Here is an 18,197-nt window from a genome sequence, read left to right on the forward strand (position 1 = left end):
TAAATAATCCTTTTTTATTAATTATAGACATTTAAATTAGGAAAATATTACTAGTGTATCTCTAATTAGAATTGCATAACTGATGACTATGAAAAGCAAATTAAGGTAGAAAATGTTAAGATATCCGAGCCTTGATGCAAACACAACTGTAATCCGGGAGGCTGGGCATTGAACATCCCGGATTTAATTTCACTTCATGGGCTACGCTTGCTAGAGCGTGTTCTTTATTAGACTATTTTTGTCTAAGATTTAACTTTGATTTAATAAATTGCCTTAATTTATTATACCTTTCAGGAAGTTTCATTACCGGGTTTTGTATATAATTTAAATCAGTATTTTTTGAAAAAATAAAACTGTAATGTTCGTTTGAATTTTTATTGCCTGAGGAACTGAAATGCTAGGTTCGGGAATTTTCATTGAAGCCACAGTAGTTATATATTAACAAATTGCAATAATACGTTGCAATGGATAAGGAGATCATATGAAAGCAGCTATTGTACCCTCTGCGAAAGCTAAGTGGGAGATTCGTGAAGTTAAAAAGCCTGTTGTTGGTCCTAATCAAGTGCTCATTAAAATTCATGCTAGTGGCATTTGTTATACAGATGTTCATCAAACAAATGGTCATTTACCTGGCGAATTTCCTCGCACTTTAGGGCATGAACCTGTTGGCGAAATTGTTGAATTAGGAATTGGCGTCGTCAATCGAAAAGTTGGTGATCGTGTTGGGGTTCCATGGATTCAAACCACATGCGGGCGATGTGAATGGTGTTCAAGTAATCGTCCTATGTTTTGTTCTAACCAAATAGCAACGGGTATGCAACTGCCCGGAGGTCATGCTGAGTTTATGCTGGCTTATGCTGACGCCACCATGCTCGTTCCAGATAATGTCAGTTTTGAACAAGCGGCGCCTATCTTTTGTGCAGGATATACTGTCTGGTCGGGATTACGATGGTCAGATCCTAAACCTCACGAACGAATTGCTGTACTAGGCATAGGTGGTCTAGGTCATCTGGCTGTTCAATATGCTAAAGCTGCAGGTTTCGATACCATTGCAATTTCACATTCATCTGGGAAAGATAAGCTTATTAAAGAATTAGGCGCAGATGAAATAGTACGTTCTGGTGCCGAGCTTGCGAAAATGGGTGGTGCCGATATCATCCTGAGCACAACTAATTCAAACCAAGCCATGGTAGATAGCATAGCTGGATTACGTCCCGATGGGCGCTTTGTTGCAATGGGATTTGATGAAAAACCATTTCAAATTTCAATGACCGATTTAATTATGAAACGAATTCGAATTATAGGTAGTCAACAAAATGGGCGCGAATATCTTTATGAAGCTCTTGATATGGTATCAAAAGGAAAAGTGAAGGTTTATACAGAAACCTATCCATTCAAAGAAATACAACGAGCTTATGAAAAAGTTGATAAAGGGGAGGTACGATTTCGAGCAGTTATTACTTATGAATAAAAATTTTATGATTTTATTAAGAAGGGAACGGTTAGTTCCCTTCGCTGTGTAAAGCAAAAAGTAGTTTTCTTTACTTAAAACTTTAAGTCCTTTCCTGCTGATAATTTGTTGTAGGCTCTACACACCAACTTCCTAATGATAAAAAAGATTAATTTGATCCGAAACCAATTTACATTCTGCAACCGCAAGTCATGCTGAAACTGTGTGTGATTTTTCTGCTTCAAGTACGATAAAAAAACCTTCACGACCATTACTATATCCGGAAAAACCTTCGCGTAATTGCTTAGTAGGAGATAAGGATTTGTTCACGTTGTCCTTTGATACAAGTTTACCTAATCTACGATTACGCTGATCTTCTAAAGTCTCGATGATGGAGATTTTATGAATTCAATTCATTAGGAATAAATGCTCAGTTTAAATTATACTAAATTAGAAATTTTTCTCAAAACTAGAACAATGTCTCTGTGACTGCGAAACCTCACAATCAGAGTAAGCAAACCCAAACCCCTTAAAGAACAAGGAGAGTAGCATGTCAGTCAACACCATAAAACCGCTAGTAACTGCAACAGCAACTAATACAGGAGGACGCAACGGCCATTCTGAAACCACCGATCATTCGGTTAGTGCAGATTTTTCCGTTCCCAAAGAGATGGGGGGGCCTGGATTACCCAATACCACCACACCGGAACATCTTTTTGCTGCTGGTTATGCAGCTTGTTTTGGTGGCGCATTAGAATTTGTGGCGAGTCAACACAAGAAAAAAGTCAACGGTGCAACAGTAACATGTCATGTCTCTGTTGGTCCTCGTGAGGGTGGAGGGTTTGGTATTTCAGTTAGGATGAATGTTAAAGTTCCATCTCTTTCTACTAATGAAGCAAAAGAATTAGTAAAGGAAACGCACGAAAAAATCTGTCCCTACAGTCATGCCACACGTGGTAACATCGATTTTGAGTTGGAAGTCGAAGGTATGTAAAATTTTAGCAAGTGTAGGTCGGGCCGCGGGCCCGACCTACGCTCTCCTAAACCAGCTATTCCCTATTAGCCGAACCTTTTCATCATGGATGAGTTTTGAGGAGGAACATGAGTTTTTTGTTATTTTCAAAAATTTACCGCGGTAACAGTAATTTTCAGGCGTTTATAATGAATAAATATAGGGAAAATTTGAAAATCAATCAAATTTACCGCCATAACAGTAATTTATAGAGAATTAATGCAAAGAAATGCAATAATAAATTTATTTTTATCTTTTTTACTGCTATAACAGTAATATATGATTAATTTATGGTGTTCCATGTCCAAACACGAGATTGCCAATTTAGTCCATTACTACCGCAAACACAGCGGCTTATCGCAACAAGAATTAGCCCGGTTAGCGGGTGTCGGGAAGACAGTGATATACGATATTGAAAAAGGTAAAGAATCGGTGCGATTAAACACGCTGCTAAAAGTGTTCGATGTTTTAAATATCCAAATGAAATTTGAAACACCTTTTCCTCAAACAACGGATAATACATGAGAAAAGCATACGTATCAGTGAATGGTATGAACGCTGGAATATTAGAAGAATTACAAGGTGGAACCTATCGATTTACCTACTTTGATGATTATCAAGGCGCACCTGTGTCTCTCACCATGCCGTTAACCAATAAGGTCTATGATTTTGACGTGTTTCCGCCTTTTTTCGAAGGATTACTTCCTGAAGGCATTATGCTTGAAGCACTATTACGCAAATATAAAATCGATAAAAATGATTATTTTGGCCAATTGATACTAGTTGGTCAAGATGTAGTAGGCGCAGTGACGATTGAGGAACTAAGATGAAACACTGTCCTATTACTTATGAAAAGATAAGTGTTCAAGAAAACTATTCACAACGTGGATTGCATTTGCTTTCTCCTCAATTAAAAAATCTTAGCCCATTAGATTTAAGTGCTGATGAGCAGCGACAGGAAGCAATTGCTCGGGTAGGAAAGATGTCTATCCAGGGGGTTCAAAAGAAACTAAGTGCCAAATTAAAGATTAAAGAGGGATGTTTTGAAATCGTTGATCAAAAGGGTCAGTATATTTTAAAACCACAAAGTGATATTTATCCAGAATTGCCTGAAAATGAAGCCATTACTATGACCCTTGCAAAAACTATAGGCCTCGAAGTTCCGGTTCATGGTTTGGTTTATTCTAAAGACAACAGTTTGACCTACTTCATTAAACGCTTTGATCGAATAGGCCATAATAAAAAGTTAGCTTTAGAAGATTTTGCACAGCTATCAGGTGAAGATCGACATACAAAATATAAAAGCTCTATGGAAAAAGTAATTGCAGTCATTGAACAGTTTTGTACATTCCCAAAAATTGAATTCGTCAAATTATTTAAGTTGACCTTGTTTAACTTCCTGGTCGGCAATGAAGACATGCATCTAAAAAATTTTTCCCTGATTACTAAGGATAGAAAAATCTCCATATCACCAGCCTACGATTTACTTAACTCAACCATCGCTCAAAAAAATACCAAAGAAGAACTGGCTTTACCTCTAAAAGGAAAAAAAAATAATTTAACAAAGAGTGATTTTCTTAACTATTTTGCCGTGGAAAAATTAGGATTAAACCAGAACGTCATCGATGGGAGCGTACAAGAGTTCCATCAGGTAATACCAAAATGGCAAGAGCTGATTGGTTTCAGTTTTTTATCTCAACCGATGCAAGAAAAATATCTCGAATTGCTAGAGCAACGATGCAAGCGATTAAATTTGATTAACTGATATCAAATGCCAAAACAAATACCAGCTAATGAACCTATTTCTGATTCCAGAAAAAATAAACGGATTTGTATTTCCCAATCCCAGCGAAGTTCACGTATTTCGCGATTCCGACATCCGGTATTAACGGCAACCCCAGGCATCTAAACAATCCAAAGTACCGTATCAAATTTTTTAAAATTTAGACTTGAATTTTTTTCAATAACCCTTACATAAAAATTAACCAAAAACATATTTTAAGGAGACAGCATGAACACATTTAGAAGAACTATGCCCATGTACCGTGATATGGGTCAGTTGTTTGATGATTTTTTTAATCTCCAAAAGCAGGATGATTCATCCTACATTGAAACAGGCACTTGGTCGCCTTTGGTTGACATTAAAGAAGAGAATAACTGCTTCTTGGTTATTGCTGATGTCCCTGGGGTAAAAAAAGAAGACATTGATATTTCTTTAGAGAACCACGTTCTTACCCTTAAAGGTGAACGTCAATTTGAAAAAAACGAGGAACATCAAGGCTATACGCGGAGAGAAAGGACTCAAGGCAAATTTTATCGTCGCTTTAGCCTTCCTCAAACCGCGGATGATGACAAAATCACTGCACGCTACACTCATGGAGTTCTTGAAATTAAAATTCCTAAAAGAGAAGCGGCTACTGAAAAGAAAATTGAAATCAGCGTTGAAGAATAATGCACTAAGGCCTCATGATGAGGCCTCTTTATTCAGATACAATAAAAACTGCATTTCTTGTTTTAAATTTAAGACTCCACTAATTGAGCAATCGCTTCTACCCAAGATTTATGAGTATTTAAACAAGGAATTAGAGTAAATTTCTTTCCTCCTAAATCATGCCACCGCTCTTTAAGGCGCATGCCTATTTCTTCTAATGTTTCCAGACAGTCAACCGTAAACGAAGGGCAAACCACTGCAAGATGTTGCACTCCCCGTTCAATTAACTCAAATAAAACTTCATCCGTATATGGTTTTATCCAGGGTGTTTTCCCCAATCTTGATTGAAATGCCGTGGTATATTGATGTGCCTCTAAGTTTAATTCTTTTGCAAGCAAACGACTTGTTTCAAAACATTGCGCCCGATAACAAGCTCGATTTTTCAAGCTTGTTAAATGACAGTCTTTCGAGCATATCGTATCGCACCCTGTCTTGATAATGTGGCGCTCAGGAATGCCATGATAACTAAATAATAAATGAAATTCCTTTTCTAAATGGTTTTGAATGACCTCACTTTGTGAAGCGAGGTAGGCAGGGTGATAATAAAAATCACGATGTACACGAAGCGAAGGAATCACGTTTCTCTGAGCTAAGACGCGCATTACTTCTTCAATCGATGAGCCTGTGGCAGCAGCAGAATACTGAGGATATACCGGAAGAATGGTAATCTCGTCACATGATTCTAATTCATTAAGAGCTTGCTCTATGGAAGGAGCACCATAACGCATGCCTAATGCCACTTGATATTGAGCCCCCAAGCGTTGTTGGATAGAAATCGCCAAGTCCTGACTATATACCATTAAAGGCGACCCCCTAGAAGTCCATATCGATTGATATGCATGCGCTGTATTTTTCGATCTAAAAGGCACGATTAATCCATAGACCAAAAAATAACGAACCATCGCCGGTAAATCAATGACTCGTTTATCAGTCAAAAACTCGCGTAAATATCGCTTAATGTCCCGCCTACTCGTAGAATCTGGCGTGCCTAAATTAATTAATAACAATCCTTTTTTCATAGTGAGTAAGCCTTAAAAAAGTGGCATCATAACGTATCATCAATAAATTAAGCTATCCTTTAAGGGTTGCAATAATCACAATAGGTAGGATCGGCTTTTAACAAACCATCTCGTCTCATTTTGTATTCTTGGTGTTCACAAGCAATACAACCCCAAACCTCTTCCTCATAAAACGAGGTTGGAGAGCCACAAAGCGCGCAAGGTAATGCTCCTTTAGTTGCTTTAAATCCAAAGCCAGGGCGTTCACATCGAGCACAAAGAGTAGCAATTCGTTGTGTTAATTTATTCGCCAACTCACCAATCACTTCCATTCGAGTAGGATTCATCATAGCCCGCATGTCCGTTGCTAAAAGAAGCTCTTTTTCAATTTTAAAACCAAGTTCCAGGTGATGAGTCAAGGATTCTATATGGTTAACGCCTTTGGCCAACACACGGTTATTAGAGGGAACTTGCACAATGAGTGCATGAGATGGAAATTGAACTCGTTTAAGAAAAGCATCCAGAACTGTATTTTTGTTAATTGTTATCATCTCATAATTTGTTTTTTGACTTACTAGCTGCTCTGCAATCACCCAATCCCGCGCTCTATCAACAAACACCATCAGCTCGTGAGCGCTCGGTACAAAAGGGAAGGCAGGATGAGGCCCAAAACTTCCCTCCGAAGCAACAGCAAGTGCATAGTCATAGCGCTCTGCTGCTGTTTTAGCCTTTAAAAGGCAGGTTTCATAAGGGCTCAGAGTTCGTGCAATCTCCCCGGTAAACGTCCCAAACTGATCGGTATCAAACTCGTGCACATGCAAAGTGCACGATAATCTAGTCATAAAAGGTAGAGCAATCACTTGCTCTTTTTCATGTTTGGAAGCTAATAAAACATTCTGATTTTTGTAGTACATGATTAAGCCCCTGTAACAGAGTGAAAATAGTCAATTCGCGCCACATTGACATCAGAGACAAACATCACACCTGAATTCTGTTGAAATAAGGTTTTCATGCCTAAAGCAAGGGTTGCAATGACTTCCTCAGGAGCTACGGCAAGAAACATAATCAGCGAAGCTCTGTCATTGAATAATATTTTTCCTTCATGAAATCCATTATGGCCTTTACCTGAAATGTTTCTAAATAAGGTAAATCCGGTGACTTTTGCCTCCTCCATCATCGAGCTGATGAGCTGCTCATGCTCACCAGAAACGATGATTTCTATTTTTTTCATCGGATGCAAATTAATCCCAATATCTTTTCGTTCTTGAACTTTAATAATACTCATTTTTTTCTCCTCGCTATTAGTTTATAAAACTCCACTCACCAGATTGGTTGAGTTGATAAGCAACTTGATTCGTTGGATCAATAACTGCCAAATGCACCCATTGGTTAAAAAATAAGTTTTTTAAGATAGAGTGTTTTTTAATCACTTGAAAAACCATCTCTTTAGGTGCATAGACGACCGTCAATAAACGCTGTGGCTCATGATAGGTGTTCTCATCAGAGCTCATGACCGATTGCAGAGGAAGTCCATGCATCAAATCGCTTCCATTGCCCTGCATTACCCCAATCGCACCAACAACATTGTGAGTGACTTTACTCCCACTCCCAAAGGCCACGTTATCTAAGGTAGAAAATAAATATTGGGTATTTATCCATTCAGCCACCACCATAGGCGCGGTCAAAATCGTCTCAAGCAATGCTCCGTCATGGTCTTGTTCAAAGCGATACGAGTGCAAGAAACAACGACCATCAAGAGGAATATTTTTTGTTAGATGCCGAGGTGCTACAATAAAGGCAGCATTGCGTGCCAAGCCCCATTCATGTCGTGTTTCAGACCAGTCTAAGCTTCGTCTTATGATGTCTTTATGAGGCGTGTCACTGTGTAATTTAATACCCCGCTCTCGGTTGGTTATAAGCCTTGCTTCTTTTAAATCGTTCTGAAGTTGACTTAAAAGCTCAGGATAAAGAGGTTTTACTCTATCTTGTGCATATAGTTCGACACTGTCCGTCGTTGTATTATGCAGGGCCCCGTAAAATACCGTATCTAAGGGAATGTGTATGCCGCAGTCCTCCAAACCTTGTCGAACCTCACGTTTATTAAGAATGGACGCCAACAGTCGCGCGTTGATACCACCATGATTTCCACCACAAGCCCCACAATCCAAGGCAGAAGCATAAGGATTATTTTCAGTAGTACTGCCATGGCCACAGAGAATAATGAGTTTAGCAAAACCTGAGGTGAGCCCCATAAGTCGTAATACTGTTTCAGCATAACTAATCTGCTCGTTCAAGGACAAACCTTGCTTTGAATCGGTTTCACTTAACTCATAGGCGACTTTGGTCGGAAGTGCAGGTTTCAACCAACTCTTGATGGTTGAAACTGAATGTTTCGTTAATTCTGGTGATAAGGATTTTAAAGTCATATTTAGACCACACCAAAGCCCTAAAGATTCGACTAAGGCAAACGGTGTCGACACATTGTGTTTGAGTTGCGTATATAGGCTTTTACAACTGTTAATGAGTTTTTTTCCTCGCTGATAACGCTCAAAATCGTCTTTATTCGCAGCATCCGGTATTTCTTTAATAGCATATTTTGGCTTTAACAAGACAGGACAGCACTCTTTATTTTTATTGCTATCGAACTCATCGATACGAACAGGGAGACCAAAAAATCCGGCAAAACCAAAGGTTTCATACTCCCCTAAAGACTCAATGGCGCGACGAAAAGGTTCTGACCGAACGTCAATACAAAAAACCAATTGTGCATTTCTTCGAGGAACCTGGGCGGCTTCTTTTTGTATCTCTGGCAAAAGCTGACTTAATAGCTTTTGCCGATAGGAGTCTTCATTACTTTTTAATTGCCCCAACACTTTTTTAACCAAAGAGCCATTGTCGACGTTTTTTTTTTCGTTGGCAGCATCAGGCCAGAGGATGCAGGTGAGAACCAAGCGCACCGCTAGAAAATCAATAAGAGTGACCGGTGTTTCTCCTGGCCTCTTTGAATTCTGCCAGTCTGTTTTCCACTTCACAAGCCCAGCCCATCCGGGTAAATAGGAAAGTGTCTTTGAAAGAAATTCTTCTTGTCCTTCTGAAACATGAAGTCTTTGCATACAAATTCTAATTGCCTCTTCTGCCGATTCAGGCAATTGCTGCAGAAACTCTTTTGCTTCTTTTTTATTATGGTGCACTTGCTTGTCAAAATATGCTAACTTCAAGAACCCATAATAAAACCCCTGTTCACGATGAGGCATGTCAATAGTGCCTTGGCCGGCATCAAAAAAACCACCGCACCATTTAATCATTTGCAAATTAACCTCTTCGAGCTGTATATTGCGCTCTGCTCTTTGGCGTCTAAAGCCACCTTGGGCCAATGCCTCTTCAAAGGTTTGTGCTTCAAAGCCTTGCAAGGGATTACAGGCAATAAAAGTTTCAAGCGGCCAAACGGGCGCAATGCATTTTGCAGCGTTGTGCACTAAGACATGTAGTTCAAGGTCTTTGTTTTTTCCAGGATCAATGGTCATACCTACTTTTTTAATGCCGTTGGTTGCCATATCTTCTTTCGATAGCGTTTTTGCAGTAGACATAAATACTCCTTAATACCTTTAGTAGTTGTAATGATTTCGTAACGCAGTGACAGTTTTTCTAGAGGGCTGACTTGAATTGAACAAGCTCATATAAAGCCAACAACCCAGCTTTGATTGCCCCATTGTTTGATGCACCCCTAGATTAAAGACCGCCCATAAAGCCCCAAATAAAGCCATGATGATCCAATGAATAATCGATAACGGGTGGGCTTGCATTGTTGATATGCTTGGGATCAACCACTGAATCAGCTGAATACTCGCGCCATACATAAGCCCTGAAAGCAGAGCAAGAACAAGGCCTGAGACTAGACTTAACAACGTTTGATGAGCACGAATCCAAGTAAGCATGAGTTGTGCACCGGCAATTAAGGCAAAGAACAAGACAAAACTACTTGCCTCATACACTGACAGGGACTTATGTGTCACGAAAGCAAAGGAAATCATTGCCACCCCACCACCAGCAAGAGAAGTGAGAAGTATCATGGGAGATACTTTAGAGGAATGAGTCTCTGATTTTTTTTGTTTCACTGCAGAGCCCGAGCTTAAAAATAGATAGGCTTTGAATAACCCGTGCCAACACAGGTGCGCTATGGCTGCAGCAAATAAACCCACACCACATTGCATCATCATAAACCCCATTTGCGCCATGGTGGAGCAAGCCAACATTTTTTTAATATCATGTTGCATCAATTTCCAAACTGTACCCAGTAATGCAGATATGGAACCGAGTAGGAACAGTACAGTTAACAATCCTGGATAAAGCATCATTAGTGACGCAAATTTAACGATTAGAATTCCTCCACCATTAACAAGGCCTGCGTGCATTAGAGCAGAAACCGGAGTTGGCGAATTTAAAGAGCTGATAACCCATCGATGAAAAGGAAACAATCCAGATTGGGCAAATCCGCCCACCAAGATAAGGCCCGTCGAAAGTGAAAGTAATGATAAGTGACCAGGGTTAGATAGTTGGGTCAAAGTCGAAATAGAGCATGTTGAGTAAGTAACACTTAAAATAATAAATGCAACTAGTAAACACAGACTTCCTATCGACAACGTATATAAGGCCAAAAGACCAGAGTTTTTGGAGGCCACCCATTCTTTCTTATGCACCATCAACAGCACTAGCAAAACATTTGAAGCAAACCAAGCGCCCCAGAATAAAAATAAATTATCGGCAAGCACCATGAGCATGGCCGTTAATGTCAGTGCCGATAAAAGAAGAAAAAATCGTCTGTAGAGTCTGTCTCCATGCATGTACCTTAATGAAAATCGATGCACGATAAAACTCACCAATAACACTAAATTACATAACAACAGACTCAGTGTATTAAGGCTAATTAATAAGTAGATTGTAGGATTGTGCGATAAGGATAAGTAAGATAGTAATCCCACCCCAATCAAAAATCCTACCCCAATACAATAACCTGCCAAGCGCGCCCCAATGATTGGTCGAGAAATTAAACCGCAATTAAAGGCAAGCGCGATTATTGGACAGGCTAACATAAGACATAAAAAAATTAGAACTATTGTATTCACACCATTCCCCATTAGAAATTGTTTTGCTACAATTGAAATGTATTAGATATACTGATATAAGTAAAATTAAAAATATTTATATTTACTATTAGGAATCCTAATGTCACTAGATACAGTAACGTTACAATGCTTTTTAGCAGTAGCAGAAACTCAAAGCTTCACTAAAGCAGCCTCTCGTGTGGGCCGAACTCAATCGGCCATCAGTCAGCAAATAGCAAAGCTTGAGAATTTAATTGAAAAACAGTTAATTACACGTGGAAGAGAGTTATCTCTAACCCCAGATGGGGAGATTTTTTTAAGCTACGCGAAACGAATTTATGAACTGCACCGTGAATCGCTTGATCGATTTAAAACCCCAGAACTTCAGGGTGAACTACGTTTTGGTCTGCCAGAAGACTTTGCATCCATGATGCTCTCGGATATCTTGGTGGAATTTTCAAGGCTTCACCCGAGAGTCATGCTCAATGTGGAGTGTGATTTAACTCTCAACTTAATTGAACGATTTAATCGGGACGAATTTGATTTAATTTTGATAAAAACGAATGAAAGAAATCAAATTTCCGATGGGGTGAATGTATGGAATGAATCCGTAGAATGGGTAGGCAAAAAAGAACTACTGCCAGCACTTAATGATAAAGCAGTTATTCCATTAGTTCTTTCACCTACTCCCTGTGTCTATCGCGGCAATGTCATTGAGTCACTTAATCAACTTCACTTAAAATGGCGCCTGGCATTTAGTAGTCCAAGTTACGCCGGTAAAATGGCAGCCGTTCGAGCAGGCCTTGGGATTACCGCCATACAGCGTAGTATGATTCCAAACTATTTGGATAGGCTGGATGATTATTTTCTACCCTCTTTAAAGGACATCCATGTCTCCTTAATTAAAAAGGAAGATGCAAACAAAGCAATTGATTCCCTGGAGTTTTTTATAATGGATAAATTTAAACATTAAGCAAAGGATATGGGGCGTTTAATGAAACAGGAAATGAATTCCATTGTTGAGACCTTAGATAAAGCGACTATCGCATCAATAGTCATGATAAGCGTGATAGTGAGCCTACTCACCTTAAGCATTCCTATTGCAGCTCAAACATTAGTCAATCTGCTTGCTTTTGGTAAACTGCTACAACCTGTTCTTACTCTAAGCGTAATGGTGCTTGTCTTAATGATTGCTCTAGGAGCTTTAAATATTTGGCAAGCGATTATCATTGAAGTTATTCAACAAAAATTAATGGTGAAAATAAGTCTTAACCTAACTCGTCAATTTACTCATTTGTCACTAGATAATTTCTCCTCCCATCATGGGCCCGAGCTCGTTAATCGTTTTTTCGAAGTGGTGACTATCAACAAAGCGCTATCAAGTCTATTACTCTATGGCGTGAACTTAATTTTGCAGCTCTTTTTTGGTTTACTCTTGCTTCTTTTTTATCATCCATTCTTTCTGGTATTCGATGGATTTATTGTACTAAGTATAATTTTGATTGTTTTTCTACCTTACCGAAAAGGATTGGCGAGTGCCGAAAAAGAATGCGCGGAAAAACATCAAGTAGGTGCATGGCTAGAGGAGTTACTGACCAATCGCTTTTTATTTCGCTTTAATCGTTATCATAACTATGCAACTCAACAAACAGATAAGCGCTTGGTTTCCTTTTTAAAAGCACGCAACATGCACTTTAAACAACTTATCAAACATCAGGTTGGTTTTTATCTCCTCTCGGCAATCGCCAGCAGTCTTCTACTCGGCTTAGGAGGCTATCTCGTGATTAACAACCAATTAAGTTTAGGTCAGCTCGTTGCGGCAGAGATTGTTCTTGGCGCGTTAATCTATGCTTTTAAACGTTTTGGTGTTCTTTTGGAAAATTATTACGACTTAGTAGCTTCCGAGCATAAAATTGACGTTGTATTAAATCTCCCAAGCGAAACGATTAACACCGAATTAAGCGAACTTATTATTCCCATAAGAAGCATCACACTAGTCACTGAAAATCAAAAAAAGGCCTCCAGCACTCCTGAAAATCCCCTTGTTATTTGTATAAATGAAACACAACAACAAGAATCACTTAGCGATTTTATTTTAGGTTTTAAAAATAATAATGCTCTCACCCTGTATATCAATGAGACCTTCTGTCATCAAGAATACAGACGCTCCCTGCGTGAGCACACTCTGCTGCTTAGAGACAAAGAATGGTTTGCAGGCAGCATTTATGACAATTTACGACTTAATCAACCGTCTTTTTCGATACAGCAATTAAAAGAGGTTTTAGAATCATTTGGGCTGATGGATAAAATTATGGGCCAACCCCAGGGCTTAAAAAGCATAATCTATGACTGGGAGTACGTATTTAATGAGCTTGAACTCATTCAACTCATGGTGATTCGTGCGCTACTTTCAAAACCTCAGCTTATTATAATCGATAGAGCTTTTGATAGACTGACCACAAAAGACATTGAGTTATTGCTGTTTCATTTAAGAACGCTTAATAACACGCTTTTGATTGTAATCACCCAATACCCAAAACTTATTCCACTGTCTAACTGCCGGGTGCTCTCATGAAGCTGCACGCTTATCAGATGATTGGCAAATTACCTAATCCTCGCAAAATTGCCAAAATTATTTTTTTAGTTCTTTTGATTTTAATTTTATTTTTAAGCTTTACCCCTTGGCAACAGTTTGCCCTTGGGGATGGAAAGGTGATTGCTTTTTCACCCACTGAGCGATTGCATACCGTCAATTCACCTATTTATGGCAGAATTAAAAAATGGTATGTTGACGAGGGTGTCCGGGTTAAAGCGGGCGACCCCATTGTAGAGATTACCGATAATGATCCCGAACTACTCAAACGATTGGAGCTGGAAAAAAAGGCCATTTTGCTTCGCATCGAAGCGGCTCAACAATCATTAATAGCAGGAAAAGCCAATGTTGATCGCCAAAAGAACTTATACCAACAAGGCATTAATTCAAAGCGTCAATACGAATTGGCTCAAATTGAATACGCCAAATACCAGAATGAATTAGCACAAGCCAATATTGATAAAGTCAGCATAGATGTTCGGATTGCCAGACAACAAACCCAGCTCATCAAAGCGCATGTCCCAGGAATCATCTTTAAGCGCCTGGCGGGACAAGAAAGCGTTGTTGTTAAAGAGGGGGAAATATTAGCAGAGATTATACCTGTAACCGAATCAAGAGCCGTAGCACTCTGGATTGATGGCAATGACATTCCATTTGTTCAGCTGAATCAAAAAGCACGCCTTCAATTTGAAGGATGGCCCGCCATTCAATTTAGGGGTTGGCCGCAAATCGCCGTAGGTACTTTTGGTGGGAAAGTAGCGTTTATTGACCCCACAGATAATGGCATGGGGCTATTTCGTGCCGTGATTGTGCCTGATGAGCCCTGGCCTGAGCCTACCTTTTTAAGGCAAGGAGTGCGGGTACATGGCTGGGTGCAATTAGGCGAGGTACCGTTGTGGTATGAGTTATGGCGCCAGTTTAACGGCTTTCCTCCTGAAAGCTCAGCACAAAAGGCAAGCTCATGAGGAGATCAACGGTACGGGGGTTAGTCCTTATCCTTTTTGGACTAAATGGTCTATTGGAGTATCCAAAATCGCACGCCTCCCAAAAAATACAAAAGTTAAGCTTAATGGAGGTACTGCAAAGCATCGACACTCATTACCCTCAAGTAAAAATAGCCCGCCTTGAAGTAATTAAAGCCAGTGGCGCTTTTGTCAATGCAAAGGGACAATTTGATCCCTCATTAGAAGCCAGCACTCGCTCGCAACCCGCAGGGGGTTATATTAATAACTATGGCGATACGCAACTTACCATTCCAACGCTTTATAACGGTGTGAAGCTTTTTGCAGGCTATCGTAATGGTGAAGGAAACTGGCCCATTTACTATCAAAACTATTTGACGAACTCCGGTGGAGAATATAGAGCAGGATTATCGCTTCCCCTGCTCCGCGACCGCTTAATTGATAAAGAGCGAACCGGATTATTGTCTTCTGCACAATTGATGCTGATGAAGGAACAAGATGCAGAGGCAATCAAAATAAAAATTTATCAAGAAGCGATTAAAGCTTATTGGCAATGGGTAGAAGCAGGCCTTCAATTAAAAACATTTAAACAACTCCTGCAATTAGCACAAAAACGTCAACATGCAATTGAACAACAGGCCAATCTTGGGGATTTGCCAAAACTTGCCATCAGTGAAAATTTACAACAAATCATTCAACGAGAACAATTACTCAATCAAGCTCAAATGATATTTGAACAAACAAGCATTAATTTATCTCTTTATTTTCGCGACCCAAAGGGAAACCCATTAATTCCTAAAGGACGGTCTTTACCTGCTTTGACCAGTTCCTCATACACCTTCGAGGCCTCACTTAAAGAACACCCAGGAATAAAAAAACTTAACCATTATGCCAATATGATGAAACTCAAACGCAATCAGGCACGAAACGAACTCCTACCTCAATTAGATGCAAGTGCCTACACCTTCAAACAAAATGGAACGGGAGGATACCCCTTATTAATTCCACAAGCAGCAATGGTCGGTGTCTCGTTTAAATTTCCTTTGCTGCAAAGACAAGCCAAAGGGAACCTAATCCAGGCGGAAGGTGAATTGCGTCAAGTTCGTGTTGAAAAGAGATTCTTATACGAACAACTCCACAATGAATTTGCAAATATCCTGATTGGTATCAACAGAAGTAAACGACAAGTCAGTTTATTGAAAAAAGAATTAAGTTTGGCTCAAAAGGTGCAGCACGGAGAAACAAAAAAGTTTTATCAAGGAGACAGTACTTTATTTTTAGTGAATCAACGCGAGCAAATGACCACCCAGGTACAACTCAACACCATACAAGCTCAGGTCCAGTTAGAGGAATTAAAGGCTAGGGCTCGCTATTTCGCTTCAACTCACAGAGCAAATAGCTCTACACAACAAAAATAAATAAGGAAGACATGAGTAGCGCATTAGTTTGGTTTAGACAGGATTTGCGGTTAGCTGATAATCCCGCATTTTTTGAGGCTTGTACGAATCACGAAACAGTGATTCCAGTCTATATTTTGGATGAAAAAAACAGCGTCCTTGGCGAAGCTCAAGCCTGGTGGCTTCATCACAGCCTTCAGGCTCTCAATAACTCGCTAACCACACAACTCGGATTAACACTTATTCTGCGCAAGGGAAACCCATTAGACATTATTTTAGATCTTATAAAGACTGTAAGAGTTGAGGCTATTTATTGGAATCGATGCTATGAACCTAAGAATATCGAGCGCGATAAAGAAATCAAAGCAGCACTTCAAAAATCTGGAATGGATGTCTTCAGCTTTAATGGAAGCTTATTGAATGAACCTTGGACAATAAGAAATAAAACTGGTGACTTTTTTAAAGTCTTTACTCCTTATTGGAAAACGTGTCGACAAGCACTTAGTGCTCAACCAGAACAATTAATATCGCATCATTTTACTTCCGTTTCCTTAAAAAGTGATGAAATTAACGATTGGAGGTTATTACCACATCTCGATTGGGCATCACAATTTCCTGATTTTTGGACACCAGGAGAAGAAGGAGCAAAGCGACGACTGCAAGAATTCATCAAGAACCATCTTCATGGTTATAAAACAAATCGAAATATCCCTGAAAAAAATGCCACGTCACATCTATCTCCGCATTTACATTTTGGTGAAATCAGCCCCTGGACTATTTTAAGAGCCGTTGAGTACGCCAAACTCAACCCACAATGTGATTTAGCGGGAGCCGAGCACTTTTTATCAGAACTGGGATGGCGCGAGTTTTCTTATTACCTGCTTTATCATGTACCATCTTTACCCTATCAAAATTTTAAAAATGAATTTGATTCCTTTCCCTGGCATAACGATGAATCGTTATTAAAGAGATGGCAAAAAGGAATGACGGGGTACCCCATCGTCGATGCAGGCATGCGAGAACTATGGGCTACTGGATACATGCACAACCGAGTAAGAATGATAGTTGCTTCCTTTCTCACTAAAGGCTTATTCATCGATTGGCGATTGGGTGCTGATTGGTTTCTAGATACTTTAGTTGATGCTGACTTAGCCAACAATAGCGCCAGTTGGCAATGGGTTGCTGGTTGTGGGGCTGATGCAGCGCCCTATTTTCGCATTTTTAATCCGGTTCTTCAAAGCCAAAAATTTGACCTCAATGGGGTTTATATACGTCGCTGGGTACCAGAGCTTTCTTGCCTAAATAATGGTGAAATTCATGCACCTTGGGAATCCAAGAATGCTGCATCAATTTATAGTACAAACAATTATCCTAAACCTATCATTAATCACAGCGAATCACGTTCCAAAGCCTTAGCTTATTACAATCAACTAAAGAAGAGGACTAATCCATGAGTCCTTTAATTCCCTTTTCAGAAGCTTATTCATCTCCCGTGGAACAAGAATTTTACGCGAATAACCGGCGAGTTTCTCATTTAAAAATCAAAAAAGAGTTACATGTTGCTTTGAAATACCCAACTTACAAAGAAGGACTGACCCAAATTTGGAGAACTGATTTTGCACTTAAATAAGCTAATGAAATTAGCATTATGGATTGTGCTCTTTGAGAGCATAGGCTTTTTAATGGGTTTGCTCACTCAGGCTAATATTTACCCTTGGTACGAGCATCTTAATAAGTCTTCCTTAACTCCCCCTGGGTTTGTTTTTTCGGTTATTTGGATCTTATTATATGCACTTCTTGCCATCATTGCCTGGTTTTTATCAAGCAATAATACCGAGTTCTCTAAAATAGTTAAGATGCTTTTTGTATCACAAATGCTGATGAATTGGGCATGGACTCCGCTTTTTTTTGGCCTGCACTGGTTAATACCTAGTGCTCTATGGATTATTAGCTTAACTTGTTTGAATGTGCTCTTAATCATTAAAGTTAAAAAAACGCATAAAAGCATTGCCTGGTTATTAAGTCCTTACGTATTTTGGCTGATGTTTGCTTCATATCTCAATGTGGTTATTGCAATAATGAATTAAAGGAGTTAAATCATGAATATGCTTATTGCAGGAGTCTTCACGACAGCCAACAATTCGATATCATCATTAATTTATCAGAACCTAGTATTGGCTCTAAACGTTGGA

General features: G+C 39.4%; 19 protein-coding genes. 13 read left to right on the forward strand and 6 right to left on the reverse strand.

What is annotated here, in order from left to right:
• The first annotated feature begins 481 nt into the window (after positions 1 to 481).
• The 5 genes from ACWTEW_RS00200 to ACWTEW_RS00220 all read left to right on the forward strand — a co-directional run bounded on the left by ACWTEW_RS00200 (position 482) and on the right by ACWTEW_RS00220 (position 4,227).
• Complete coding sequence (locus tag ACWTEW_RS00200) at positions 482 to 1,471, forward strand: alcohol dehydrogenase catalytic domain-containing protein (RefSeq protein ID WP_454783303.1); 990 nt, start codon at positions 482 to 484, stop codon at positions 1,469 to 1,471.
• 529 nt (positions 1,472 to 2,000) lie between these two features.
• Complete coding sequence (locus ACWTEW_RS00205; protein ID WP_454783304.1) at positions 2,001 to 2,444, forward strand: organic hydroperoxide resistance protein; 444 nt, start codon at positions 2,001 to 2,003, stop codon at positions 2,442 to 2,444.
• A 318-nt stretch (positions 2,445 to 2,762) separates the two neighbouring features.
• Positions 2,763 to 2,987, forward strand: coding sequence for a helix-turn-helix transcriptional regulator (locus tag ACWTEW_RS00210; protein WP_454783305.1), 225 nt, complete (start codon positions 2,763 to 2,765; stop codon positions 2,985 to 2,987).
• Entirely contained in the window at positions 2,984 to 3,292 is a 309-nt protein-coding gene (locus tag ACWTEW_RS00215) for a HipA N-terminal domain-containing protein (RefSeq protein ID WP_454783306.1), read from the forward strand. The genes ACWTEW_RS00210 and ACWTEW_RS00215 overlap by 4 nt, the downstream gene beginning before the upstream one ends.
• A complete protein-coding gene (locus ACWTEW_RS00220) occupies positions 3,289 to 4,227 on the forward strand; it encodes a lpg2370 family Dot/Icm T4SS effector (protein WP_454783307.1) in 939 nt (312 codons plus the stop codon). The genes ACWTEW_RS00215 and ACWTEW_RS00220 overlap by 4 nt, the downstream gene beginning before the upstream one ends.
• Before the next feature lie 2 nt (positions 4,228 to 4,229).
• Here ACWTEW_RS00220 and ACWTEW_RS00225 read toward each other — a convergent pair whose 3' ends face one another.
• Positions 4,230 to 4,367, reverse strand: a complete 138-nt coding sequence (locus ACWTEW_RS00225; protein ID WP_483099554.1) for a hypothetical protein — start codon at positions 4,365 to 4,367, stop codon at positions 4,230 to 4,232.
• A gap of 106 nt (positions 4,368 to 4,473) precedes the next feature.
• Here ACWTEW_RS00225 and ACWTEW_RS00230 point away from each other — a divergent pair, with 106 nt between their 5' ends.
• Complete coding sequence (locus ACWTEW_RS00230) at positions 4,474 to 4,914, forward strand: Hsp20/alpha crystallin family protein (protein WP_454783308.1); 441 nt, start codon at positions 4,474 to 4,476, stop codon at positions 4,912 to 4,914.
• 68 nt (positions 4,915 to 4,982) lie between these two features.
• Here ACWTEW_RS00230 and hemH read toward each other — a convergent pair whose 3' ends face one another.
• Genes hemH through ACWTEW_RS00255 form a run of 5 tightly spaced genes read right to left on the reverse strand, consistent with a single transcriptional unit; the run spans position 4,983 to position 11,074 of the window.
• Positions 4,983 to 5,972, reverse strand: coding sequence for a ferrochelatase (hemH, locus tag ACWTEW_RS00235; protein ID WP_454783309.1), 990 nt, complete (start codon positions 5,970 to 5,972; stop codon positions 4,983 to 4,985).
• 59 nt (positions 5,973 to 6,031) lie between these two features.
• Positions 6,032 to 6,865, reverse strand: coding sequence for a DUF6671 family protein (locus ACWTEW_RS00240; protein ID WP_454783310.1), 834 nt, complete (start codon positions 6,863 to 6,865; stop codon positions 6,032 to 6,034).
• A gap of 2 nt (positions 6,866 to 6,867) precedes the next feature.
• Positions 6,868 to 7,236, reverse strand: coding sequence for a P-II family nitrogen regulator (locus ACWTEW_RS00245; protein WP_454783311.1), 369 nt, complete (start codon positions 7,234 to 7,236; stop codon positions 6,868 to 6,870).
• A 16-nt stretch (positions 7,237 to 7,252) separates the two neighbouring features.
• On the reverse strand, positions 7,253 to 9,538 hold the full coding sequence (locus ACWTEW_RS00250) for a DUF2309 domain-containing protein (protein ID WP_454783312.1): 2,286 nt from the start codon (positions 9,536 to 9,538) through the stop codon (positions 7,253 to 7,255).
• An 18-nt stretch (positions 9,539 to 9,556) separates the two neighbouring features.
• Positions 9,557 to 11,074 carry a proton-conducting transporter transmembrane domain-containing protein gene (locus ACWTEW_RS00255; protein WP_454783313.1) on the reverse strand — a complete coding sequence of 506 codons (1,518 nt, stop codon included), beginning with the start codon at positions 11,072 to 11,074 and terminating at the stop codon, positions 9,557 to 9,559.
• 100 nt (positions 11,075 to 11,174) lie between these two features.
• Between ACWTEW_RS00255 and ACWTEW_RS00260 the strand changes: the two genes are divergently transcribed.
• The 7 genes from ACWTEW_RS00260 to ACWTEW_RS00290 are packed head-to-tail and all read left to right on the forward strand — an operon-like array spanning position 11,175 to position 18,092.
• Complete coding sequence (locus tag ACWTEW_RS00260) at positions 11,175 to 12,026, forward strand: LysR substrate-binding domain-containing protein (RefSeq protein ID WP_454783314.1); 852 nt, start codon at positions 11,175 to 11,177, stop codon at positions 12,024 to 12,026.
• 21 nt (positions 12,027 to 12,047) lie between these two features.
• Positions 12,048 to 13,628: an ABC transporter transmembrane domain-containing protein gene (locus ACWTEW_RS00265; RefSeq protein WP_454783315.1), complete on the forward strand. Its 1,581-nt coding sequence runs from the start codon at positions 12,048 to 12,050 to the stop codon at positions 13,626 to 13,628.
• Positions 13,625 to 14,611, forward strand: coding sequence for an HlyD family secretion protein (locus tag ACWTEW_RS00270; protein ID WP_454783316.1), 987 nt, complete (start codon positions 13,625 to 13,627; stop codon positions 14,609 to 14,611). Before ACWTEW_RS00265 ends, ACWTEW_RS00270 begins: the two co-directional genes overlap by 4 nt.
• Entirely contained in the window at positions 14,608 to 16,026 is a 1,419-nt protein-coding gene (locus tag ACWTEW_RS00275; protein WP_454783317.1) for a TolC family protein, read from the forward strand. Before ACWTEW_RS00270 ends, ACWTEW_RS00275 begins: the two co-directional genes overlap by 4 nt.
• A gap of 11 nt (positions 16,027 to 16,037) precedes the next feature.
• Positions 16,038 to 17,459, forward strand: a complete 1,422-nt coding sequence (locus ACWTEW_RS00280) for a cryptochrome/photolyase family protein (RefSeq protein ID WP_454783318.1) — start codon at positions 16,038 to 16,040, stop codon at positions 17,457 to 17,459.
• Positions 17,456 to 17,635 carry a hypothetical protein gene (locus tag ACWTEW_RS00285; protein WP_454783319.1) on the forward strand — a complete coding sequence of 60 codons (180 nt, stop codon included), beginning with the start codon at positions 17,456 to 17,458 and terminating at the stop codon, positions 17,633 to 17,635. The genes ACWTEW_RS00280 and ACWTEW_RS00285 overlap by 4 nt, the downstream gene beginning before the upstream one ends.
• Before the next feature lie 4 nt (positions 17,636 to 17,639).
• Positions 17,640 to 18,092, forward strand: coding sequence for a TspO/MBR family protein (locus tag ACWTEW_RS00290; protein WP_454783320.1), 453 nt, complete (start codon positions 17,640 to 17,642; stop codon positions 18,090 to 18,092).
• The last annotated feature ends 105 nt before the right edge of the window (positions 18,093 to 18,197 follow it).

The organism is Legionella stuttgartensis (assembly GCF_977063405.2).